Below are 22,709 nucleotides of genomic sequence, written 5' to 3' on the forward strand. Positions count from 1 at the left end.
TGAGACTGTAGAGAGAAGCCCTCGAGGGCGGCCCCGGTTCCGGCGGCCCCTTCGGGACTTCAGAAATCGATCAAGACGGCTTGCCGACTGACCTGCGGATTTGAGTGACAAACCATGCCAAAACGTACAGACATTAAAAGCATCCTGATTCTCGGCGCTGGCCCGATCGTGATCGGCCAGGCCTGCGAATTCGACTACTCCGGCGCCCAGGCCTGCAAGGCCCTGCGCGAAGAGGGTTACCGCGTCATCCTGGTGAACTCCAACCCGGCCACCATCATGACCGACCCGGACATGGCCGACGCCACCTACATCGAACCGATCAAGTGGCAGACCGTGGCCAAGATCATCGAAAAAGAGCGTCCGGACGCCGTGCTGCCAACCATGGGCGGCCAGACCGCTCTGAACTGCGCCCTGGACCTGGAGCGCGAAGGCGTTCTCGAGAAGTTCGGCGTAGAGATGATCGGTGCCAACGCCGACACCATCGACAAGGCTGAAGACCGTTCGCGTTTCGACAAGGCGATGAAATCCATCGGCCTGGCGTGCCCGCGTTCCGGCATCGCCCACAGCATGGAAGAAGCCAACGCGGTCCTCGAAACCCTCGGTTTCCCGTGCATCATCCGTCCGTCCTTCACCATGGGCGGCACCGGTGGTGGTATCGCTTACAACCGTGAAGAGTTCGAAGAAATCTGCGCCCGTGGCCTGGACCTGTCGCCGACCAAAGAGCTGCTGATCGACGAATCGCTGATCGGCTGGAAAGAATATGAGATGGAAGTTGTCCGCGACAAAAAGGACAACTGCATCATCGTCTGCTCGATCGAAAACTTCGACCCGATGGGCGTGCACACCGGCGACTCGATCACCGTAGCTCCAGCCCAGACGCTGACCGACAAGGAATACCAGATCCTGCGTAACGCCTCGCTGGCGGTACTGCGCGAGATCGGCGTCGAGACCGGTGGTTCCAACGTTCAATTCGGTATCTGCCCGAACACTGGCCGTATGGTCGTGATCGAAATGAACCCGCGTGTTTCGCGTTCCTCGGCACTGGCTTCGAAAGCCACCGGTTTCCCGATCGCCAAGGTCGCGGCCAAACTGGCTGTGGGCTACACCCTTGATGAGCTGTCGAACGACATCACCGGCGGCAAGACCCCGGCGTCCTTCGAACCGTCGATCGACTACGTCGTTACCAAGCTGCCACGCTTCGCCTTCGAGAAATTCGCCAAGGCTGACGCGCGCCTGACCACGCAAATGAAGTCGGTCGGTGAAGTCATGGCCATCGGCCGGACCTTCCAGGAATCCCTGCAGAAAGCCCTGCGCGGTCTGGAAGTCGGCGTTTGCGGTCTGGACGAGAAGCTCGATCTGAGCAACCCGGACAGCATGAGCGTGCTCAAGCGCGAACTGACCGTGCCGGGCGCCGAGCGTATCTGGTACGTGGCTGACGCCTTCCGCGCCGGTCTGTCGGTCGAAGACATCTTCGGCATGAATATGATCGACCCGTGGTTCCTGGTGCAGATCGAAGACCTGATCAAGGACGAAGAGAAGGTCAAGACCCTCGGTCTGTCCTCGATCGACCGCGACCTGATGTTCAAGCTCAAGCGCAAAGGCTTCTCCGATCAGCGTCTGGCGAAACTGCTGGGCGTCACCGAGAAAAACCTGCGTACGCATCGTCAGAAGCTGGAAGTGTTCCCGGTCTACAAGCGCGTTGACACCTGCGCCGCCGAGTTCGCTACCGACACCGCTTACCTGTACTCGACCTACGAGGAAGAGTGCGAGGCCGCGCCGTCGGGTCGCGACAAGATCATGATTCTGGGCGGCGGTCCGAACCGTATCGGCCAGGGCATCGAGTTCGACTACTGCTGCGTTCACGCTGCTCTCGCCCTGCGCGAAGACGGCTACGAAACCATCATGGTCAACTGCAACCCGGAAACCGTATCCACCGACTACGACACTTCCGACCGTCTGTACTTCGAGCCGGTAACCCTGGAAGACGTACTGGAAATCTGCCGCGTCGAGAAGCCGAAAGGCGTGATCGTCCAGTACGGCGGCCAGACTCCGCTGAAACTGGCTCGCGCACTGGAAGCTGCTGGCGTGCCGATCATCGGCACCAGCCCTGACGCCATCGACCGCGCCGAAGACCGTGAGCGCTTCCAGCAAATGGTCGAGCGTCTGAACCTGCGTCAGCCGCCAAACGCCACTGTGCGCAGCGAAGACGAAGCCGTTCGTGCTGCGGCGAAGATCGGTTATCCGCTGGTGGTGCGCCCGTCCTACGTGTTGGGCGGCCGTGCGATGGAAATCGTTTACAAGGAAGACGAACTCAAGCGCTATCTGCGTGACGCGGTGCAAGTGTCCAACGACAGCCCGGTGCTGCTCGACCACTTCCTCAACTGCGCCATCGAAATGGACGTGGATGCGGTCTGCGACGGCAAAGATGTAGTGATCGGCGCGATCATGCAGCACATCGAACAGGCGGGCGTTCACTCCGGTGACTCCGCTTGCTCGCTGCCGCCGTACTCGCTGCCGGCACACATCCAGGACGAGATGCGCGAACAGGTCAAGAAAATGGCTCTGGAACTGGGCGTTGTCGGCCTGATGAACGTGCAGTTGGCTTTGCAGGGCGAAGACATCTACGTCATCGAAGTCAACCCGCGCGCCTCGCGTACCGTACCGTTCGTTTCCAAGTGCATCGGTGTTTCCCTGGCCATGATCGCTGCGCGCGTGATGGCCGGTAAGACCCTGAAGGAAATCGGCTTCACCAAGGAAATCATCCCGAACTTCTACAGCGTGAAAGAGGCGGTGTTCCCGTTCGCCAAGTTCCCCGGCGTTGACCCGATCCTCGGCCCAGAGATGAAGTCGACCGGTGAAGTGATGGGCGTCGGCGACACCTTCGGCGAAGCATTCGCCAAGGCGCAGATGGGTGCCAGCGAAGTTCTGCCGACCGGCGGTACCGCGTTCATCAGCGTGCGCGATGACGACAAGCCACTGGTTGCAGGCGTGGCCCGTGATCTGATCAACTTGGGCTTCGAAGTGGTCGCCACTGCCGGCACTGCCAAGCTGATCGAAGCCGCAGGCCTGAAAGTGCGCCGCGTGAACAAGGTGACCGAGGGTCGTCCGCACGTGGTCGACATGATCAAGAATGACGAAGTCACGCTGATCATCAACACCACCGAAGGTCGTCAGTCGATCGCCGATTCGTACTCCATTCGTCGCAACGCCCTACAGCACAAGATCTACTGCACCACCACTATTGCTGCGGGCGAAGCGATCTGCGAAGCGCTGAAGTTCGGTCCGGAAAAGACCGTGCGCCGCTTGCAGGATCTACACGCAGGATTGAAGGCATGAGCATAACCAAGTACCCAATGACTGTTCAGGGCGCTCGCGCCCTGGAAGAGGAGCATGCTCACCTGACCAAGGTCGTCCGTCCGAAGCTCAGCCAGGACATCGGTACGGCCCGCGAGTTGGGTGACTTGAAGGAAAACGCTGAATACCATGCTGCCCGCGAACAGCAAGGCATGGTCGAAGCGCGTATTCGTGATATCGAGGGCCGGATTCAGAATCAGGTCATCATCGACGTCACGACCATTCCTCACACCGGTAAAGTGATTTTCGGTACCACCGTCGAGATCGCCAACGTCGAGACTGATGAAAGCGTCACTTACCACATCGTGGGTGAGGATGAGGCTGACTTCAAACTCGGCAAGATCTCCGTCGGTTCGCCGCTGGCCCGCGCCTTGATTGGCAAGGAAGAGGGTGACGTTGTCGCCGTCAAAACGCCAAGCGGCGTGATCGAGTACGAGATTGTCGAAGTTCGTCACATCTGAAAGAAGGCGCCCGCTGCATGCGGGCGCCATGCTTTGGCAACTGACCCAGATGCTTTGGGTCGGTGGGCTATGGTTGATTCATGTCGGTTTGCAGCCGGCGCTGGGCCAGATCGGCTTGGCGCCGCTGTTGATCGACGAAGTCGCCAGTGCATTCGAAGTGCTGGTGGTGGGGTTCGCCGCGCTGTGCGTGATCTTTCAGGCTTTGGTGCTGGTACAGGCCGAGGGCCTTGCCAGTCTATGGCGGGATTTTCGCGGGCAGGTGCTGTTGATGGCGTTGTACGCGTGCGCGATGTATGTCGCTGTGCGTGTCGGCTGGCCGGATGCGCAGCGCTGGCAGGTATTCAGTTATCTGGTGCTGGGATTTTCCGGGCTGGTGCTGGTCATGCAGCCGGTGCCGGGATGGGGTGGCAGGGTGCGCGAAGCACACCCTTGACCCTGCGCATCACTTGAAGCGATGAACGTTCGACAGCTGCTTGTTGGCGCTGAAGTTCTTGCGGTAGACCAGAGCCATCTTGCCGATGACCTGAACCAGGTCCGCTTTGCCGACCTTGCACAGCTCGGCGATGTGCGCCAGGCGCGACTCGCGATCGAGGATATTGAGCTTGATCTTGATCAGCTCGTGATCGGCCAAGGCGCGTTCAAGTTCGGCTAAAACACCTTCAGTCAAACCGTTGTCCGCTACCGTCAACACTGGTTTGAGGTGGTGGCCGATGGATTTGTACTGTTTCTTCTGCTCTGGAGTGAGCGGCATAATCTGACCCTTTCGTCTGGATTCTGTAAAATGGCGGCCATTTTACCCGAGGGTTCGTGGATCCGCCCAACTAATCACGACCCTAATCATCGAGGTGCCCAATGGCGCGTTCCAAGACAAGCCTTGGTTGGCTGAAAAGACATGTCAACGATCCTTATGTGAAGCAGGCGCAGAAGGATGGCTACCGCTCGCGTGCAAGTTACAAGCTGCTGGAGATCCAGGAAAAATACAAATTGATCCGCCCGGGCATGAGCGTGGTCGACCTCGGCGCGGCGCCGGGTGGCTGGTCGCAGGTGACCAGTCGGCTGATCGGTGGCCAGGGGCGTCTGATCGCTTCGGACATTCTTGAAATGGACGGCATTCCGGACGTGACCTTCATTCAAGGTGACTTCACTGAGGACTCGGTGCTGGCTCAAATCCTTGAGGCTGTGGGTAATTCGCAGGTGGACCTTGTGATTTCCGATATGGCCCCCAATATGAGTGGTACGCCCGAAGTGGATATGCCCAAGGCCATGTTCCTGTGCGAGCTGGCGCTGGACCTGGCGGAACGGATCCTCAAGCCCGGTGGCAATTTCGTCATCAAGATTTTCCAGGGCGAAGGGTTCGACGTTTATCTGAAGGATGCTCGGAAGAAATTCGACAAGATCCAGATGATCAAGCCAGACTCTTCCCGTGGCAGCTCCCGAGAGCAGTACATGCTGGCCTGGGGTTATCGCGGTGGTGATGCCTGAAACGAGGTTTTTCGGCGGGGCGATAGGTTTTTCATATTTCGCTCTGCAGGCATAAGCGAATATTGTGTAGAAAGTGTTTCACAAAGGGTTACAGACGGCGCCTGCCAGAGTTGTAGGTAATGTAGTAAGTTAGGCCGGTGAATATCATGCGAAGCGCGCGCCAGTAGCGGAGCTTGCTTCAGAGGGTAGTTAATTGAACGATATGGCAAAGAATCTGATCCTGTGGTTGATCATCGCGGCAGTCCTGGTGACGGTGATGAACAACTTCTCCAGCCCTAACGAGCCGCAGACCCTCAACTATTCCGACTTCATCCAGCAGGTCAAGGATGGCAAGGTCGAGCGCGTAGCCGTTGACGGCTATGTGATTACCGGCAAGCGCACCGATGGCGACAGCTTCAAGACCATTCGTCCGGCAATTCAGGACAATGGCCTGATCGGCGATCTGGTCGACAATCACGTTGTGGTTGAAGGCAAGCAGCCTGAACAGCAAAGCATCTGGACCCAGCTTCTGGTAGCCAGCTTCCCGATCCTGGTGATCATCGCGGTGTTCATGTTCTTCATGCGCCAGATGCAGGGTGGTGCCGGTGGCAAGGGCGGGCCGATGAGCTTCGGCAAGAGTAAGGCACGCCTGCTCTCTGAAGATCAGGTGAAAACCACTTTGGCTGACGTTGCCGGTTGCGACGAAGCCAAGGAAGAAGTCGGCGAGCTGGTTGAGTTTCTGCGTGATCCGGGCAAATTCCAGCGTCTGGGCGGTCGTATTCCGCGCGGCGTATTGATGGTCGGCCCACCGGGTACCGGTAAAACCTTGCTGGCCAAGGCAATTGCCGGCGAAGCGAAAGTGCCGTTCTTCACCATTTCCGGTTCTGACTTCGTTGAAATGTTCGTGGGTGTCGGCGCGAGCCGCGTCCGTGACATGTTCGAGCAGGCCAAGAAACATGCACCTTGCATCATCTTCATCGACGAAATCGATGCCGTAGGTCGCCATCGTGGCGCCGGCATGGGTGGCGGTCACGACGAACGTGAGCAGACTCTCAACCAGTTGCTGGTGGAGATGGACGGCTTCGAAATGAATGACGGCATCATCGTGATTGCTGCGACCAACCGTCCGGACGTACTCGACCCTGCGCTGCTGCGTCCGGGCCGTTTCGACCGTCAGGTGGTGGTTGGCTTGCCAGACATTCGTGGTCGCGAGCAGATTCTGAAAGTGCACATGCGCAAAGTGCCAATGGGCGACGACGTTGCTCCGGCAGTGATCGCGCGTGGTACTCCTGGTTTCTCCGGGGCTGACCTGGCCAACCTGGTCAACGAAGCATCGTTGTTCGCTGCCCGTAGCGGCAAGCGTATCGTCGAGATGAAAGAGTTCGAACTGGCGAAAGACAAGATCATGATGGGCGCCGAGCGCAAATCCATGGTCATGTCCGAGAAAGAAAAGCAGAACACGGCCTACCACGAAGCTGGCCATGCCATTGTCGGTCGCGTTGTTCCTGAGCATGATCCGGTCTACAAGGTATCGATCATCCCGCGCGGTCGTGCGCTGGGTGTGACCATGTTCCTGCCAGAAGAAGATCGCTACAGCCTGTCCAAGCGTGCGCTGATCAGCCAGATCTGCTCGTTGTACGGCGGTCGTATTGCTGAAGAAATGACTCTGGGCTTCGATGGTGTGACTACCGGTGCCTCCAACGACATCATGCGTGCAAGTCAGATTGCCCGGAACATGGTGACGAAATGGGGTCTGTCGGAAAAACTCGGTCCGCTGATGTACGCCGAAGAAGAAGGTGAAGTGTTCCTCGGTCGCGGCGGTGGTGGTCAGGCTGCCAGCTTCTCCGGTGAGACAGCCAAGCTGATCGACTCCGAAGTGCGCAGCATCATCGATCAGTGCTACGGCACCGCCAAGCAGATCCTCACGGATAACCGTGACAAACTGGATGCCATGGCTGATGCGCTGATGAAGTACGAAACCATCGATGCCGAGCAGATCGACGACATCATGGCGGGTCGCACGCCTCGCGAACCTCGCGACTGGTCGGGTGGCACCGGTACGCCTCCGCCGCCTGTCGTGCAGGACGAGCGTCCGGAAAAACCGATTGGCGGTCCGGCTGCTGACGTTTAAGGCTTGAAATGACTTCTGTACAGTCCCTGACCCGGTTGCCTTGTGGCAACCGGGTTCTTGATTTGGCCCAGACGCATGTCATGGGCATTCTCAATGTCACTCCTGATTCCTTTTCCGACGGCGGCCGCTATAGCCAGCTCGATGCGGCTTTGCGCCATGCCGAAGCCATGGTGCTGGCTGGCGCGACGCTGATTGATGTCGGCGGCGAATCGACCCGGCCAGGCGCGCGAGCGGTTTCTCCTCTGGAGGAGCTCGAGCGCGTCGCGCCGATTGTCGAGCTGATCAATCGCGAGCTGGATGTGATCATCTCGGTCGATACTTCCACCCCGGCAGTCATGCGCGAAACCGCACGGCTCGGTGCCGGCCTGATCAACGATGTGCGTTCGTTGCGTCGCGATGGTGCGCTGGATGCGGCGGCGGCTACCGGATTGCCGGTCTGCCTCATGCACATGCTCGGCGAACCGGGCGATATGCAGGATAATCCGCAGTATCAGGATGTCACCCGCGAGGTCGGCGAGTTTCTCGCCGAGCGCATGGATCAGTGCGCCCAGGCGGGCATTCCTGCCGAGCGGATCATTCTTGATCCCGGCTTCGGCTTCGCCAAGACCCTGCAGCACAATCTAAGCTTGTTCAAACACATGGAGGCCCTGCATGCGCTGGGGCGGCCATTGCTGGTAGGTGTTTCGCGCAAGAGTATGATTGGCCACGCGTTGAACCGTCCCGTGGGCGAGCGCCTGCACGGCGGACTGGCGCTGGCGGCGCTGGCGTCAGTTAAAGGCGCACGTATATTGCGCGTCCACGATGTGGCGGAAACCGTCGATGTTGTGCGAATGATCGCGGCCGTTGAATCAGCCGAATAAGAATGATGGAGCACTTATGAGCAAGAAATATTTTGGTACCGACGGCATTCGCGGTCGTGTTGGTGAATACCCGATCACGCCTGACTTCATGCTCAAGCTCGGCTGGGCGGCTGGTATGGCTTTCCGCAAGATGGGGGCCTGCAAGGTGCTGGTCGGCAAGGACACGCGGATCTCCGGCTATATGTTCGAATCGGCACTCGAGGCCGGGCTGACCTCGGCGGGTGCCGATGTGATGCTGCTCGGTCCGATGCCGACGCCGGCCATCGCCTATCTGTCGCGTACGTTCCAGGCTGAAGCCGGTATCGTGATCAGTGCATCGCACAACCCACATGATGACAACGGCATCAAGTTCTTCTCTGGTAAAGGCACCAAGCTGCCGGATGAGTTGGAGTTGATGATCGAAGAGTTGCTCGATACGCCAATGACCGTCGTCGAGTCGAGCAAGATCGGCAAGGTGTCGCGAATCAATGACGCATCGGGTCGCTACATCGAGTTCTGCAAAAGCAGCGTTCCTACTGGCTCCAATTTCGCCGGCCTGAAGATCGTCATCGACTGCGCGCATGGTGCGACTTACAAGGTTGCACCGAGCGTCTTCCGTGAGCTGGGTGCCGAAGTTGTCGTGCTATCTGCCCAGCCGAATGGGTTGAACATCAACGATAACTGCGGTTCCACGCATATGGGGCCATTGCAGGCCGCCGTTCTGGCTGAGCATGCGGACCTGGGTGTCGCCTTCGACGGTGATGGTGATCGGGTATTGATGGTCGATCACACCGGCGCCATTGTTGATGGTGACGACCTGCTGTTTATCATTGCCCGCGATCTGCATGAGCGTGGCAAGTTGCAGGGTGGCGTCGTCGGTACGTTGATGAGCAATCTTGGTCTCGAACTGGCCCTTGCGGATCTGTCGATCCCGTTCGTTCGCGCCAATGTCGGTGACCGCTACGTGATTGCCGAACTGCAAGAGCGCAACTGGCTCGTTGGTGGGGAAAACTCCGGGCATGTGGTCTGCTTCAACCACACCACCACGGGCGACGCGATCATCGCGGCTCTGCAGGTGTTGATGGCTCTGAAATCCCGCAACGAAGGCTTGGCACAAACCCGGCAGGCGTTGCGCAAGTGCCCTCAGGTGCTGATCAACGTTCGCTTTGGCGGCGGTGAAAGCCCGCTGGAGCATCCGGCTGTCAAGGAAGCCAGTGCCCGTGTAACTCAGGCGATGGCGGGGCGCGGTCGCGTGCTTCTGCGCAAGTCCGGCACAGAGCCCTTGGTGCGCGTAATGGTCGAAGGCGAGGACGAAAACCAGGTTCGCGGCTATGCCGAAGAGCTGGCAAAACTGGTAACCGAAGTTTCTGCCTGATACGGCTTGCAAGCCATGATTGTGTTGGGTAACATCTGCGCCCACTTTGACCGACGAGGTACAGCATGCGTCGCCCTATGGTAGCTGGTAACTGGAAGATGCACGGTACCCGCGCCAGCGTCGCTGAGCTGATCAACGGCCTTCGTCATCTGGCCTTGCCTAGCGGTGTTGATGTCGCGGTGTTCCCGCCTTGCTTGTATATCAATCAAGTGATTGATGGCTTGAAAGGCAAGTCGATTTCGGTCGGCGCGCAGAATTCTGCGGTGGAAGCCATGCAAGGTGCGTTGACTGGTGAGATTGCTCCCAGCCAACTGGTGGATGCAGGTTGTTCCCTGGTGCTTGTCGGGCACTCCGAACGCCGCCAGATTCTCGGCGAGCGAGACGGGATGCTGAATCGCAAGTTCGCAGCGGCACAGGCATGTGGCTTGATTCCGGTGTTGTGTGTAGGGGAAACCCTCGAGCAGCGCGAAGCCGGAAAAACTCTTGAAGTTGTCGGGCGTCAGCTGGGCAGCATCATCGAGGAGCTGGGTGTCGGTGCCTTTGCCAAGGCAGTGATTGCATACGAGCCGGTCTGGGCCATTGGTACCGGGCTGACTGCAACGCCGCAACAGGCTCAGGATGTGCATAAGGCCATTCGCGAGCAGTTGGCGGCAGAGAATTCTGAAGTCGCACGAGGTGTGCGGCTTCTATACGGCGGCAGCGTGAAGGCGGCCAATGCGGTCGAACTGTTCGGCATGCCGGATATCGATGGGGGGCTCATTGGTGGAGCTTCCCTGAATGCAGATGAGTTCGGTGCGATTTGTCGCGCCGCGGGAAACTGAAAAAATGCTGGAAACAGTCGTAGTCGTTTTTCATCTGCTGGGTGCATTGGGCGTAGTTGCTCTGGTTTTGCTGCAGCAGGGTAAGGGTGCGGACGCTGGCGCGTCTTTCGGAGCAGGTGCTTCAAATACTGTGTTCGGAAGCCAAGGTTCCTCTACCTTTCTTAGTAAGTTTACTGCTATACTTGCCGCCGGTTTCTTCATAACCAGCTTGGGGTTAGGTTACTTTGCTAAAGAGAAAGCTCATCAGCTGACTCAAGCAGGTCTGCCAGATCCAGCAGTGTTGGAAGTACCTAAGCAACAACCGGCTTCTGATGATGTACCGGTGCTTCAAGAGCAAAAGTCGGCTACTCCAGCGACTGACGTGCCTCCAGCTCAAGAGCAGAAGTAAGAAGGGTTTCAAACGTAGTATTGCCGAGGTGGTGGAATTGGTAGACACGCAACCTTGAGGTGGTTGTGCCCATAGGGTGTAGGGGTTCGAGTCCCCTTCTCGGTACCAATTAGTCAGGAGAGCCCGCTGTTGCGGGCTTTCTTGCAGGTGGAAGGTTACATTGACCCTAAAAGGGATCGGTCGTATACTTCCGCCCCAGCTTTGTCGCGGGGTGGAGCAGTCTGGTAGCTCGTCGGGCTCATAACCCGAAGGTCGTCGGTTCAAATCCGGCCCCCGCAACCAGTTTAAGGAGCCCCTTTTAAGGGGCTTTTTGTTAGCTGGATACTTTCAACGCCGCTGTTCGACGGCGTTTCAAGGATGGGCGTTATGCCCATTTTTTTATTTTGCAAAGCATGCACATATCATGCACTAGGGGGTTCAGGTGTCGAGCAAGCTAGAAGAGTTGCAGGCCTTGCTGGCCCCGGTGGTCGTGGCCCTGGGCTATGAATGCTGGGGTATCGAGTTTTCGGCTCAGGGTCGTCACTCGATGTTGCGCGTTTATATCGATAAAGAGGGTGGCGTGCTGGTGGACGATTGCGCCATTGTCAGCCGTCAGATCAGCGGCGTTCTGGATGTTGAAGATCCGATCTCCGTTGAATACACCCTTGAAGTTTCCTCGCCTGGCATGGAGCGCCCGCTGTTCACTCTTGAGCAGTTTGCCAAATTTGCCGGTGAACAAGTGAAGATCAAGCTGCGCTCGCCTTTCGAAGGTCGACGCAACTTTCAGGGCCTTCTGCGCGGTGTAGAAGAGCAGGACGTCGTGGTGCAGGTAGAAGACCACGAGTTCCTGTTGCCGATCGATATGATCGACAAGGCCAACATTATTCCCAGTTTTGACTGAGACGCGGATCCCGCGGATCCAATGGCTTGCGAAAGGCGAGGCGTACGATGAGCAAAGAAGTACTGCTGGTTGTTGAGTCGGTATCCAATGAAAAGGGTGTACCGGCAAGCGTAATTTTTGAAGCGCTGGAGCTGGCTCTGGCCACTGCTACCAAAAAGCGTTTTGAAGACGAAGTGGACCTGCGTGTGGAAATCAACCGCCACACCGGTTCTTACGAAACCTTCCGTCGCTGGACGGTCGTCGAAGAGAATGATCTCGACGATCCGGCCATCGAGACCTGGCCAAGCAAGGTTGCCGAAACGCATCCTGGTGCCAAGGTCGGTGACGTCGTCGAAGAGAAAATCGAATCCATCGAGTTCGGCCGCATCGCTGCACAGACTGCCAAGCAGGTCATCGTGCAGAAAGTTCGCGAAGCCGAGCGCGCTCAAGTGGTCGACGCCTATCGCGAGCGCCTGGGAGAAATCATCTCCGGCACCGTGAAAAAAGTTACCCGCGACAACGTGATCGTCGATCTGGGCAACAATGCTGAAGCATTGCTGGCCCGTGAAGACATCATTTCTCGCGAAACCTTCCGTGTCGGCGTGCGTCTGCGTGCGCTGCTCAAGGAAATCCGCACCGAGAACCGCGGCCCGCAGCTGATCCTGTCGCGTACCGCGCCGGAAATGCTGATCGAGCTGTTCCGTATCGAAGTGCCGGAAATCGCCGAAGGCCTCATCGAGGTCATGGCCGCCTCCCGTGATCCGGGTTCGCGTGCCAAGATCGCTGTCCGCTCCAAGGACAAGCGCATCGACCCGCAAGGTGCCTGCATCGGTATGCGCGGTTCGCGCGTCCAGGCGGTATCGGGTGAGTTGGGCGGTGAGCGTGTTGATATCGTGCTGTGGGACGACAACCCGGCCCAGTTCGTTATCAACGCCATGTCCCCGGCCGAGGTTGCGGCAATTATCGTTGACGAAGATGCCCATGCCATGGACATCGCCGTTGGCGCAGACAATCTGGCTCAGGCCATCGGTCGCGGTGGTCAGAACGTGCGTCTGGCGAGCCAGTTGACTGGCTGGACCCTGAACGTGATGACCGAATCGGACATCCAGGCTAAGCAGCAAGCAGAAACCGGCGACATCCTGCGCAACTTCATCGACGAGCTGGAAGTCGACGAAGAACTGGCTCAGGTGCTGGTAGATGAAGGCTTCACCAGCCTGGAAGAGATTGCCTACGTACCGGTGGAGGAAATGCTCAACATCGACGGCTTTGACGAGGACATCGTCAACGAGCTTCGTGCTCGCGCCAAGGATCGCTTGTTGACCAAAGCCATCGCTACTGAGGAAAAGCTGGCAGACGCCCATCCGGCCGAAGACCTGCTCTCGCTTGAGGGTATGGACAAGGATTTGGCGATGGAACTGGCGGTGCGCGGCGTAATTACCCGCGAAGACCTGGCCGAGCAGTCTATTGACGACCTGCTCGACATCGACGGCATTGACGATGATCGTGCCGGCAAGTTGATCATGGCCGCCCGAGCCCACTGGTTCGAGTAATTAGGCGCGGCCTGAGGAGAGAAGTGCATGACGCAAGTCACGGTGAAACAACTGGCCGATGAGGTCAAAACACCGGTAGAGCGCCTGTTGCAGCAGATGCGTGAGGCAGGTCTGCCGCACACCGCCGCCGACGAAAATGTGACTGACAGTGAGAAGCAATCCCTGCTGACTCACTTGAAGAGCAGTCACAAGGCGAAAGTGGAAGAACCACGCAAGATCACGCTGCAGCGTAAAACCACCAGCACCCTGCGTGTGGCTGGTAGCAAGAGCATCAGCGTTGAAGTTCGCAAGAAGAAAGTTTTCGTACAGCGCAGCCCGGAAGAAATCGAAGCCGAGCGCAAGCGTGAACTGGATGAGCGTCGCGCAGTAGAAAATGCTGCCCGTCAGAAGGCTGAAGAAGAAGCCAAGCAGCGCGCCGAAGAAGAAGCGCGTCGCCAGCCTGCTGCTGCGCAAACCGCTGCCAGCGACGCCGTTGCGGCACCGGCTGCTGCCGAACCTGTTCGCGAAAGCGCACCGGTGGCTGCTGCTCCTGCTCCATCGGCTGACGTTCGCAACAAGCAGAACGAACAGCGCCGTCCGGACAAGCCACGTGCCGACGATAACAATCGTCGCAGCGGTGGCGGTGATGGCGAGCGCAAAAACGCTCCGCATCGCGCATCGGTCAAAGAAAAAGCGCCGGCACCACGTGTGGCGCCACGCACTACCGACGAAGAAAGCGATGGCTTCCGTCGTGGTGGTCGCGGCAAGGCCAAGCTGAAGAAGCGCAACGCCCACGGTTTCCAGAGCCCGACCGGCCCTGTCGTGCGTGATGTGCAGATCGGCGAGACCATCACGGTTGGCGATCTGGCCAATCAGATGTCGGTCAAAGCGGCTGAAATCATCAAGTTCATGTTCAAACTGGGTACCCCAGCGACCATCAACCAGGTGCTTGATCAGGAAACTGCTCAACTGGTAGCCGAAGAACTGGGCCACAAAGTGACCCTGGTCAGCGACACCGCTCTGGAAGATTCCCTGGCCGAGTCCCTGAAGTTTGAAGGTGAGTCGTTCTCCCGTGCACCAGTCGTGACCGTAATGGGCCACGTTGACCACGGTAAGACTTCCCTGCTCGACTACATCCGTCGTGCCAAGGTAGCTGCTGGCGAAGCCGGCGGTATCACCCAGCACATCGGTGCATACCACGTTGAGACTGATCGCGGCATGGTCACTTTCCTCGACACCCCGGGTCACGCTGCGTTTACCGCAATGCGTGCCCGTGGTGCCAAGGCGACCGACATCGTGATCCTCGTGGTTGCAGCGGACGACGGCGTGATGCCGCAAACCATCGAAGCGGTTCAGCATGCTCAGGCAGCTGGCGTGCCGCTGGTGGTAGCAGTGAACAAGATCGACAAGCCGGGCGCTGATCTCGATCGCATCCGCAGCGAACTGTCGGTTCACGGCGTGACTTCCGAAGACTGGGGTGGCGACACACCATTCGTTCCGGTTTCGGCGAAGATGGGTACTGGCGTGGACGAGCTGCTTGAAGCCGTTCTGCTGCAGGCCGAAGTTCTCGAACTGAAAGCTACACCGTCGGCTCCTGGCCGTGGTGTGGTGGTTGAATCGCGTCTCGACAAGGGTCGTGGCCCGGTGGCAACCGTGCTGGTTCAGGACGGTACGCTGCGTCAAGGCGACATGGTCCTGGTCGGTTCGAACTACGGCCGTGTACGTGCCATGCTCGACGAGAACGGCAAGCCGATCAAGGAAGCCGGTCCATCCATCCCTGTCGAGATCCTCGGCCTGGACGGTACCCCGGACGCTGGCGACGAGATGAGCGTGGTTGCCGACGAGAAGAAAGCCCGTGAAGTGGCTCTGTTCCGTCAAGGCAAGTTCCGCGAAGTCAAACTGGCTCGCGCTCACGCCGGCAAGCTGGAAAACATCTTCGAAAACATGGGTCAGGCCGAGAAGAAGACGCTCAACATCGTCCTCAAATCCGACGTCCGTGGTTCGCTGGAAGCGTTGAACGGTGCCTTGAATGGCCTGGGCAACGACGAAGTACAAGTGCGCGTCGTGGGTGGCGGTGTCGGTGGTATCACCGAATCCGACGCCAACCTGGCACTGGCTTCCAACGCTGTACTGTTCGGCTTCAACGTGCGTGCCGATGCCGGCGCTCGCAAGATCGTCGAGCAGGAAGGTCTGGATATGCGTTACTACAACGTGATCTACGACATCATCGAAGACGTCAAGAAAGCCCTGACCGGCATGCTCGGCAGCGATGTTCGCGAGAACATCCTGGGTGTCGCCGAAGTGCGTGACGTGTTCCGTTCGCCGAAGTTTGGCGCGATCGCCGGTTGCATGGTGATCGAAGGTGTCGTGCACCGTAACCGTCCGATCCGTGTACTGCGTGAAGACATCGTTATCTTCGAAGGCGAGCTGGAATCCCTGCGCCGCTTCAAGGATGACGCTTCCGAAGTACGTGCCGGCATGGAATGCGGTATCGGCGTGAAGAGCTACAACGACGTCAAAGTCGGCGACAAGATCGAAGTCTTCGAGAAGGTTCAGGTTGCTCGCAGCCTCTGACTCGCGCACTTCAAGGGCCACGATGGGCCGTCGCATGCAAATGCACGGCACAGCGTCCGGACTCTAAACGCAACGCCCGGTCTGGCTTTTGTCAGGCCGGGCGTTTGCCGCTTTCAGACCTTGCGGGTTTCACCGCTGGGCAGTAACAGGTAACAAATCATGGCAAAAGAATACAGCCGTACCCAACGTATCGGCGATCAGATGCAGCGCGAGCTTGCGCAACTGATCCGTCGCGAAGTCAAAGACCCGCGCGTCGGCCTGGTCACCATCACCGCTGTGGAAGTGTCCCGTGACGTCGGTCACGCGAAGATTTTCATTACCGTGATGGGTCAGGACAACGCTGAAGACATCGCGCAAAGCATCAAGGTGCTCAATGCCGCCGCAGGCTTCCTGCGCATGCAATTGGCCCGCGAAATGAAGCTGCGCAGCGTGCCGCAACTGCACTTCCACTACGACGAATCCGTCGTGCGTGGCGCGCATCTGTCGGCGCTGATCGAGCGCGCCGTCGCTGAAGACAATCAGCACGTTGCCGCTCCTGCACCTGAAGACACCAAGGAGTAATTCGGTGGCTCAGGTCAAACGTATCCGTCGTAACGTCAGCGGCATCATCCTGCTCGACAAGCCGTTGGGGTTCACCTCCAACGCGGCATTGCAGAAGGTACGCTGGCTGCTCAATGCCGAGAAGGCCGGGCACACCGGCAGCCTCGACCCGTTGGCCACCGGCGTGTTGCCGCTGTGCTTCGGCGAGGCGACCAAGTTCTCGCAATACCTGCTCGATTCCGACAAGGGCTACGAGACTCTGGCGCAACTGGGCAAGACCACCACCACGGCCGATGCCGAAGGCGAGGTTTTGCAGGAGCGTCCGGTGACCGTTGGTCGCGCCGATGTCGAAGCGGTTCTGCCGAAATTTCGTGGGCAAATCAGTCAGATACCGCCGATGTACTCGGCACTCAAGCGTGATGGCCAGCCGCTGTACAAACTGGCACGTGCAGGCGAAGTAGTGGAGCGCGAACCGCGTTCTGTTACTATTGCGCGCTTGGAATTGCTGGCCTTCGAAGGCGATACTGCGCGGCTTGCGGTGGACTGCAGCAAGGGCACCTATATTCGGACCCTGGTGGAGGATATCGGTGAGCAACTCGGTTGTGGTGCGTACGTCGCAGAATTGCGTCGGACCCAGGCCGGGCCTTTCACCCTGGCGCAGACTGTTACTCTCGAAGAGCTGGAAGCGGTACATGCCGAAGGCGGCAACGAAGCGATCGATCGCTTCCTGATGCCATCGGACAGCGGCCTGCAGGATTGGCCGTTGCTGCACTTCTCGGAAGCGAGCGCGTTCTACTGGCTCAACGGCCAGCCGGTACGTGCCCCGGATGCACCGAAGTTCGGCATGGTACGAGTACAGGATCACAATGGTCGCTTCATCGGTATCGGTGAAGTGAGCGAAGACGGGCGTATCGCGCCGCGTCGCTTGATTCGGTCAGAATGACCGGAACCGGTCTGCGTTAAGCGGGCCGGCGAGTGTGGCTGTTAACAGGCATGGTCACTACTCATTTATAGATACAGGGATTTGTCCCTGGCCTGTTGAAGCTGTTTCCCTGAAACAGTTTCCTGATAAGGAAGGATTGCCTCATGGCTCTCGACGTTCAAGAAAAAGCTCAAATCGTTGCTGACTACCAGCAAGCTGTTGGTGACACTGGTTCGCCAGAAGTGCAGGTTGCACTGCTGACCGCCAACATCAACAAACTGCAAGGTCACTTCAAGGCCAACGGTAAAGATCACCACTCCCGTCGTGGTCTGATCCGCATGGTTAACCAGCGTCGCAAGCTGCTGGACTACCTGAAAGGCAAGGACGTAAGCCGGTACGCCGCGCTGATCGCTCGCTTGGGTCTGCGTCGCTAATCAGCGATTGCGCTATGAGGTTGGTGGTCTGTCGGGCGTCAGCGGTTTTCCGCTGGCGTCTTGCAGGCTCCCAGCCTCAAGTTTTATCTGCAGCATGGCTTTACCTGTAGCACCCGGACAATTGCCATCGGGCCGATTCCCGAGATTGCCCAAGAATTCGCAAGAAACCGTTTCCCCCAAGAGCCACAAAGAAGGTAGGACACCGTGAACCCGGTAATCAAAAAATTCCAGTTCGGTCAATCGACCGTTACCCTCGAGACAGGCCGTATCGCCCGTCAGGCCTCCGGCGCAGTATTGGTCACCGTTGACGACGACGTCAGCGTGTTGGTGACTGTTGTCGGTGCAAAGCAAGCCGATCCGGGCAAGGGTTTCTTCCCTCTGTCCGTGCACTACCAGGAAAAGACTTACGCCGCCGGTAAGATCCCTGGCGGTTTCTTCAAGCGTGAAGGCCGTCCTTCCGAGAAAGAAACCCTGACTTCCCGACTGATCGACCGTCCGATCCGTCCGCTGTTCCCAGAAGGCTTCATGAACGAAGTGCAGGTTGTCTGCACCGTCGTTTCCACCAGCAAGAAGACCGATCCGGACATCGCTGCGATGATCGGTACCTCGGCTGCCCTGGCCATCTCCGGCATTCCATTCGACGGCCCGATCGGCGCCGCTCGCGTGGCTTTCCACGAAAGCACCGGCTACCTGCTGAACCCGACTTACGAGCAGCAGGCCGCTTCGAGCCTGGACATGGTCGTTGCCGGTACTTCCGACGCCGTGCTGATGGTTGAATCGGAAGCCAAAGAGCTGACCGAAGACCAGATGCTGGGCGCGGTACTGTTCGCTCACGACGAATTCCAGGTTGTGATCAACGCTGTGAAGGAACTGGCTGCCGAAGCCGCCAAGCCAACCTGGAACTGGGCTCCTGCGCCAGAAGCCACCGAACTGCTGGGCGCTATCCGTGCCGAGTTCGGCGAAGCGATCTCCCAGGCTTACACCATCACCATCAAGGCCGACCGTTACGCTCGCCTGGGTGAGCTGAAGGACCAAGTGGTCGCCAAGCTGTCCGGTGAGGAAGGCCAGCCAAGCGCTGCTGAAGTCAAAGCAGCCTTCGGCGAAATCGAATACCGCACCGTTCGCGAAAACATCGTCAACGGTAAGCCACGTATCGACGGTCGCGACACCAAGACTGTACGTCCGCTGAACATCGAAGTCGGCGTTCTGCCGAAGACTCACGGTTCGGCTCTGTTCACCCGTGGCGAGACCCAGGCACTGGTTGTTGCAACACTGGGCACCGCCCGTGACGCGCAACTGCTGGACACCCTGGAAGGCGAAAAGAAAGACCCGTTCATGCTGCACTACAACTTCCCGCCGTTCTCGGTAGGCGAGTGTGGTCGCATGGGTGGCGCCGGTCGTCGCGAAATCGGTCACGGCCGTCTGGCCCGTCGTTCGGTTTCGGCCATGCTGCCAGCCGCTGACGTGTTCCCGTACACCATCCGCGTGGTATCGGAAATCACCGAATCCAACGGTTCGAGCTCGATGGCTTCCGTGTGCGGTGCTTCCCTGGCACTGATGGACGCTGGTGTACCGATGAAGGCACCGGTAGCCGGTATCGCCATGGGTCTGGTTAAAGAAGGCGAGAAGTTCGCCGTCCTGACCGACATCCTCGGCGACGAAGATCACCTGGGCGACATGGACTTCAAGGTAGCCGGTACCGCCAAAGGCGTTACTGCGCTGCAGATGGACATCAAGATCAAGGGCATCACCGAAGAGATCATGGAAATCGCTCTGGGCCAGGCCCTTGAAGCGCGCCTGAACATCCTCGGCCAGATGAACCAGATCATTGGCCAGTCGCGTACCGAACTGTCGGCCAACGCTCCGACCATGATCGCGATGAAGATCGACACCGACAAGATCCGTGACGTTATCGGTAAAGGTGGCGCGACCATCCGTGCGATCTGCGAAGAAACCAAGGCTTCGATCGACATCGAAGACGACGGTTCGATCAAGATCTTCGGCGAAACCAAGGATGCCGCAGAAGCAGCGCGTCAGCGCGTTCTGAGCATCACGGCAGAAGCCGAGATCGGCAAGATCTACGTCGGCAAGGTTGAGCGCATCGTCGACTTCGGCGCATTCGTCAACATCCTGCCGGGCAAGGACGGTCTGGTGCACATCTCGATGCTGAGCGACGCTCGCGTTGAGAAAGTCACCGACATCCTGAAGGAAGGCCAGGAAGTGGAAGTGCTGGTACTGGACGTGGACAACCGCGGCCGTATCAAGCTGTCCATCAAAGACGTGGCAGCTGCCAAGGCTTCGGGCGTTTAATCACCCCAACGCTTTAGCGCAATAAAGATGCCCCCGCCGTGCAAACGGCGGGGGCATTTTTTTATCTGAAATAAAGAAATTGTGGCGAGGGGATTTATCCCCTCGCCACAAATGTGGTTCTCAAAAGAAAACCATCAGACAACCCACAAATTTGCCGCAGTTCGAGTCCGGTGCTAGGTTTAGCCCACCGCCCGTGTAGCTCAGCCGGTAGAGCAGCGCACTCGTAACGCGAAGGTCGCAGGTTCGATTCCTGTCTCGGGCAAAAAATTTTCGCCTTCGGTTTTATGCGTGGTGTTGGAGGTATTCGTTCAGTGCTTGACGTGTCAGATCATTCAACGACACATTTTGACGGGTTGCCGCCAGAGCCGCTGCTAAATGCAGATCGTGACCTATGCGAACATTGAACGATCCTTTGCATGGGATTTCAGGCTTCTGCCCGAGCTGCTGACAGGTTTGTAAATAGTCATCTACCGCCTCGCGAAAGGCTGCTTCCAGTTCAGCCACCGTTTGTCCTTCATAATTAACCAGCGCCCTGATGAAAAGGAGTTTTCCGAACAGGCACTTATCTTCCGTGCTCGCCTCGATAGAGCCAACATAGCCTTTGTAGTGCAGCTGGGAACTCATGGAATCAGGCCTCCTGTTTTCAGTTGCTCGATAATCTGGCGTCTTGCGTATGTTTTGATTTCATTTCCGGGATGTGGCTTGTGCAGGTTGATCATTGCGCTCGGATTCCCGTTGTCGAATTTGATCCTGCTACCGGATCCTTCCAGCTGAGAGTAACCAAGACGCGCCAACAGAGTGACAAGCTCGGACCATGTGAATGCGCTTTGGCCGTTGACAAGTTTGGCGAGAAGTTTTTCAGTCTTTGACATGCTGGCCTATGATTGCAACTGAATATAGTTGCCTGTTTTTGGGCGGTCAATGTGAAGGTTTCGTTCGCCTTGACCTCAAAGGCGATGGCGAGGATTTATACGCAGTGAATTTCGCGCATGGAAACCGGAAACTGTAACCAAGCGCATACCACCCTTCATTTCATTCCCCCGGTTGCACTGGCTTGCGTCTCTGTTAGGATTCCTTCGTACCAGACAAGCAAGCACCGTTGTTTTCATATGATCCACGAATGGTCCTGAAGGCCAGGAAAAACCGAGCTTCCAATGGCTTCCTGCGTCAGAGAGATCCTTGATGATCCAGATCCATCCTCCATTCCTAAGATCAGCGAGAACCCCATGACTGAATTGACCCAAGAGCAACGCCACGAACAAGCGCTGGAAAAATACCTTCTGGATGTGCCGGACCTGAAGGATGAGATCAAGGACCTGAGTCCCGATGATCAAAAAGACCAGATCCAGTGGGCCTTCGAAGACGAAGCCGAAGCGCAGGGCTTGCAGCCGTGGGAGCTGACGCTCAAGTACACGAGCTCGCCGGAAGAGTTCGAGGCGCAGCGCCTCGTGCTGCACAAGGAAGCGGCGGAAGTCTTGGGTGTCGAGTGGGAAGAGTACTGCGAGATGAACAATCTCGTCGTTTAAAAGCAGCTACAAGTTTTAAGCTGCAAGCTACAAGTAAAAGCACAATCGCTCAGCTTGTAGCTTGTAGCTTGTAGCTTGTAGCTTGTAGCTTGTAGCTTGTAGCTTGTAGCTTGTAGCTCAGAGACTCAGTCGCATCGACAGATCCACCGCTTTGACATCCTTGGTCATCGCGCCAATCGAGATGTAATCCACGCCCGTTTCGGCGATCGGCAGCAGCGTGCTTTCGTTGATGCCGCCGCTGGCTTCCAGTTTCGCCTTGCCGGCGGTCAGGCGTACCGCTTCGCGCATGTCATCCAGGCTCAGTTCGTCGAGCATGATGATGTCGGCGCCGGCTTCCAGCGCTTGCTGCAACTCCTCAAGACTTTCCACTTCAATCTCCACCGGTTTGCCCGGGGCGATCTTGTGTGCGGCGGCCACGGCTTCGGCGATGCCACCACTGGCGGCGATGTGGTTTTCCTTGATCAGGAAGGCATCGTAGAGACCGATGCGATGGTTGTGGCAGCCGCCGCAGGTCACCGCATATTTCTGCGCCATCCGCAGGCCCGGCAAGGTTTTGCGCGTGTCGAGCAACTTGACCTGCGTCTCGCCGACGAAGTCCGCCAGGTACTGCGCGCGCGTCGCTACGCCGGACAGCAACTGCAAGAAGTTCAGCGCGCTGCGTTCCCCCGTCAGCAGTGAGCGAGCCGGGCCTTCCAGGTGAAACAGCGGCTGATTGGCTTTGACCCGCTGGCCGTCGACCACTTGCCAATGCACCGCCACGCGCGGATCGAGCTGGCGAAACACCGCATCGACCCACGCGGTGCCGCAGATGACGGCGTCGTCACGGGTGATGATGGTGGCTTTGGCCAGGCGTTCGGCCGGGATCAGTTGCGCGGTGATGTCGCCGCTGCCGACGTCTTCGAGCAACGCACGGCGCACGTTGTTTTCGATTTCGGCGGTCAGATCGGCGAGACGTAGATTCGGCATAACGGACTCCACAAACAAAGTGGTTCGATTATAGGGGCAGGGCGCGAGCCAACCCAAGGCGAGAACGTTCGTGCCTGACGCATCTGGTCGATTTTCCTGCGCTGAGTGCGAGAGGCATGGTGTATAGGGGAAACCCTGAGGCCTATAGCATCGTCGGCCTCTTTTGCCAGATAATCCGCCTTGTATTTGACGTCATGGCTTTGACGAACGACTCCGCTG

Annotated in this window: 21 protein-coding genes and 3 tRNA genes; 20 read left to right on the forward strand and 4 right to left on the reverse strand. The window is 58.1% G+C overall.

Annotated features, from left to right (window positions below; translation table 11 throughout):
- Positions 1–114: 114 nt before the first annotated feature.
- Genes carB through AB4O12_RS25345 form a run of 3 tightly spaced genes read left to right on the forward strand, consistent with a single transcriptional unit; the run spans position 115 to position 4,248 of the window.
- A complete protein-coding gene (carB, locus tag AB4O12_RS25335; protein WP_016771764.1) occupies positions 115–3,336 on the forward strand; it encodes a carbamoyl-phosphate synthase large subunit in 3,222 nt (1,073 codons plus the stop codon).
- Between the two features lie 2 nt (positions 3,337–3,338).
- Entirely contained in the window at positions 3,339–3,815 is a 477-nt protein-coding gene (greA, locus tag AB4O12_RS25340; RefSeq protein ID WP_038861135.1) for a transcription elongation factor GreA, read from the forward strand.
- Positions 3,816–3,843: 28 nt separating this feature from the next.
- Complete coding sequence (locus tag AB4O12_RS25345) at positions 3,844–4,248, forward strand: hypothetical protein (RefSeq protein ID WP_056782864.1); 405 nt, start codon at positions 3,844–3,846, stop codon at positions 4,246–4,248.
- Positions 4,249–4,257: 9 nt separating this feature from the next.
- On the opposite strand, the gene AB4O12_RS25350 is transcribed toward AB4O12_RS25345, so the two are convergent.
- Entirely contained in the window at positions 4,258–4,566 is a 309-nt protein-coding gene (locus AB4O12_RS25350; protein ID WP_016771761.1) for a YhbY family RNA-binding protein, read from the reverse strand.
- 101 nt (positions 4,567–4,667) lie between these two features.
- On the opposite strand from AB4O12_RS25350, the gene rlmE reads away from it, so the two are divergent.
- The 16 genes from rlmE to AB4O12_RS25430 all read left to right on the forward strand — a co-directional run bounded on the left by rlmE (position 4,668) and on the right by AB4O12_RS25430 (position 20,260).
- Entirely contained in the window at positions 4,668–5,297 is a 630-nt protein-coding gene (gene rlmE / locus AB4O12_RS25355; RefSeq protein WP_056782866.1) for a 23S rRNA (uridine(2552)-2'-O)-methyltransferase RlmE, read from the forward strand.
- Positions 5,298–5,499: 202 nt separating this feature from the next.
- Positions 5,500–7,407: an ATP-dependent zinc metalloprotease FtsH gene (ftsH, locus tag AB4O12_RS25360; RefSeq protein ID WP_016771759.1), complete on the forward strand. Its 1,908-nt coding sequence runs from the start codon at positions 5,500–5,502 to the stop codon at positions 7,405–7,407.
- 8 nt (positions 7,408–7,415) lie between these two features.
- A complete protein-coding gene (gene folP / locus AB4O12_RS25365) occupies positions 7,416–8,267 on the forward strand; it encodes a dihydropteroate synthase (RefSeq protein ID WP_056782869.1) in 852 nt (283 codons plus the stop codon).
- A 16-nt stretch (positions 8,268–8,283) separates the two neighbouring features.
- Positions 8,284–9,621 carry a phosphoglucosamine mutase gene (gene glmM, locus AB4O12_RS25370; protein ID WP_460059916.1) on the forward strand — a complete coding sequence of 446 codons (1,338 nt, stop codon included), beginning with the start codon at positions 8,284–8,286 and terminating at the stop codon, positions 9,619–9,621.
- Positions 9,622–9,686: 65 nt separating this feature from the next.
- Positions 9,687–10,442 (forward strand): triose-phosphate isomerase, encoded by a 756-nt coding sequence (gene tpiA, locus AB4O12_RS25375; RefSeq protein ID WP_041477932.1) that lies wholly within the window; start codon positions 9,687–9,689, stop codon positions 10,440–10,442.
- Between the two features lie 4 nt (positions 10,443–10,446).
- Positions 10,447–10,830 (forward strand): preprotein translocase subunit SecG, encoded by a 384-nt coding sequence (gene secG / locus AB4O12_RS25380; RefSeq protein WP_016771756.1) that lies wholly within the window; start codon positions 10,447–10,449, stop codon positions 10,828–10,830.
- A gap of 22 nt (positions 10,831–10,852) precedes the next feature.
- Positions 10,853–10,938: transfer RNA gene (locus AB4O12_RS25385), tRNA-Leu, on the forward strand.
- Between the two features lie 97 nt (positions 10,939–11,035).
- A tRNA-Met gene (locus AB4O12_RS25390) sits at positions 11,036–11,112 on the forward strand.
- A 139-nt stretch (positions 11,113–11,251) separates the two neighbouring features.
- Positions 11,252–11,710: a ribosome maturation factor RimP gene (rimP, locus tag AB4O12_RS25395; RefSeq protein WP_007973115.1), complete on the forward strand. Its 459-nt coding sequence runs from the start codon at positions 11,252–11,254 to the stop codon at positions 11,708–11,710.
- 47 nt (positions 11,711–11,757) lie between these two features.
- Positions 11,758–13,239, forward strand: coding sequence for a transcription termination factor NusA (gene nusA, locus AB4O12_RS25400; RefSeq protein ID WP_024011569.1), 1,482 nt, complete (start codon positions 11,758–11,760; stop codon positions 13,237–13,239).
- Positions 13,240–13,266: 27 nt separating this feature from the next.
- Positions 13,267–15,792 (forward strand): translation initiation factor IF-2, encoded by a 2,526-nt coding sequence (gene infB, locus AB4O12_RS25405; protein WP_041477933.1) that lies wholly within the window; start codon positions 13,267–13,269, stop codon positions 15,790–15,792.
- Between the two features lie 159 nt (positions 15,793–15,951).
- Complete coding sequence (gene rbfA, locus AB4O12_RS25410; protein ID WP_016771753.1) at positions 15,952–16,353, forward strand: 30S ribosome-binding factor RbfA; 402 nt, start codon at positions 15,952–15,954, stop codon at positions 16,351–16,353.
- 4 nt (positions 16,354–16,357) lie between these two features.
- Positions 16,358–17,275: a tRNA pseudouridine(55) synthase TruB gene (truB, locus tag AB4O12_RS25415; protein WP_150636060.1), complete on the forward strand. Its 918-nt coding sequence runs from the start codon at positions 16,358–16,360 to the stop codon at positions 17,273–17,275.
- Between the two features lie 143 nt (positions 17,276–17,418).
- The gene (gene rpsO / locus AB4O12_RS25420) at positions 17,419–17,688 is read left to right on the forward strand and encodes a 30S ribosomal protein S15 (protein WP_016771751.1); all 270 of its coding nucleotides are present in this window, start codon (positions 17,419–17,421) and stop codon (positions 17,686–17,688) included.
- 204 nt (positions 17,689–17,892) lie between these two features.
- Positions 17,893–19,998 (forward strand): polyribonucleotide nucleotidyltransferase, encoded by a 2,106-nt coding sequence (pnp, locus tag AB4O12_RS25425; protein ID WP_024011572.1) that lies wholly within the window; start codon positions 17,893–17,895, stop codon positions 19,996–19,998.
- A 189-nt stretch (positions 19,999–20,187) separates the two neighbouring features.
- A tRNA-Thr gene (locus AB4O12_RS25430) sits at positions 20,188–20,260 on the forward strand.
- Positions 20,261–20,280: 20 nt separating this feature from the next.
- On the opposite strand, the gene AB4O12_RS25435 is transcribed toward AB4O12_RS25430, so the two are convergent.
- Both AB4O12_RS25435 and AB4O12_RS25440 read right to left on the reverse strand, forming a co-directional pair.
- The gene (locus AB4O12_RS25435) at positions 20,281–20,622 is read right to left on the reverse strand and encodes a type II toxin-antitoxin system HicB family antitoxin (RefSeq protein ID WP_056782875.1); all 342 of its coding nucleotides are present in this window, start codon (positions 20,620–20,622) and stop codon (positions 20,281–20,283) included.
- Positions 20,619–20,870 carry a type II toxin-antitoxin system HicA family toxin gene (locus AB4O12_RS25440; RefSeq protein WP_056782877.1) on the reverse strand — a complete coding sequence of 84 codons (252 nt, stop codon included), beginning with the start codon at positions 20,868–20,870 and terminating at the stop codon, positions 20,619–20,621. The genes AB4O12_RS25435 and AB4O12_RS25440 overlap by 4 nt, the downstream gene beginning before the upstream one ends.
- A gap of 354 nt (positions 20,871–21,224) precedes the next feature.
- Here AB4O12_RS25440 and AB4O12_RS25445 point away from each other — a divergent pair, with 354 nt between their 5' ends.
- Entirely contained in the window at positions 21,225–21,524 is a 300-nt protein-coding gene (locus AB4O12_RS25445) for a DUF6388 family protein (RefSeq protein WP_041477935.1), read from the forward strand.
- 117 nt (positions 21,525–21,641) lie between these two features.
- Here AB4O12_RS25445 and nadC read toward each other — a convergent pair whose 3' ends face one another.
- Positions 21,642–22,490 (reverse strand): carboxylating nicotinate-nucleotide diphosphorylase, encoded by an 849-nt coding sequence (nadC, locus tag AB4O12_RS25450; RefSeq protein ID WP_056782879.1) that lies wholly within the window; start codon positions 22,488–22,490, stop codon positions 21,642–21,644.
- Positions 22,491–22,709 lie beyond the last annotated feature (219 nt).

The sequence above is a fragment of the Pseudomonas sp. S2_A05 genome (genome assembly GCF_054668485.1).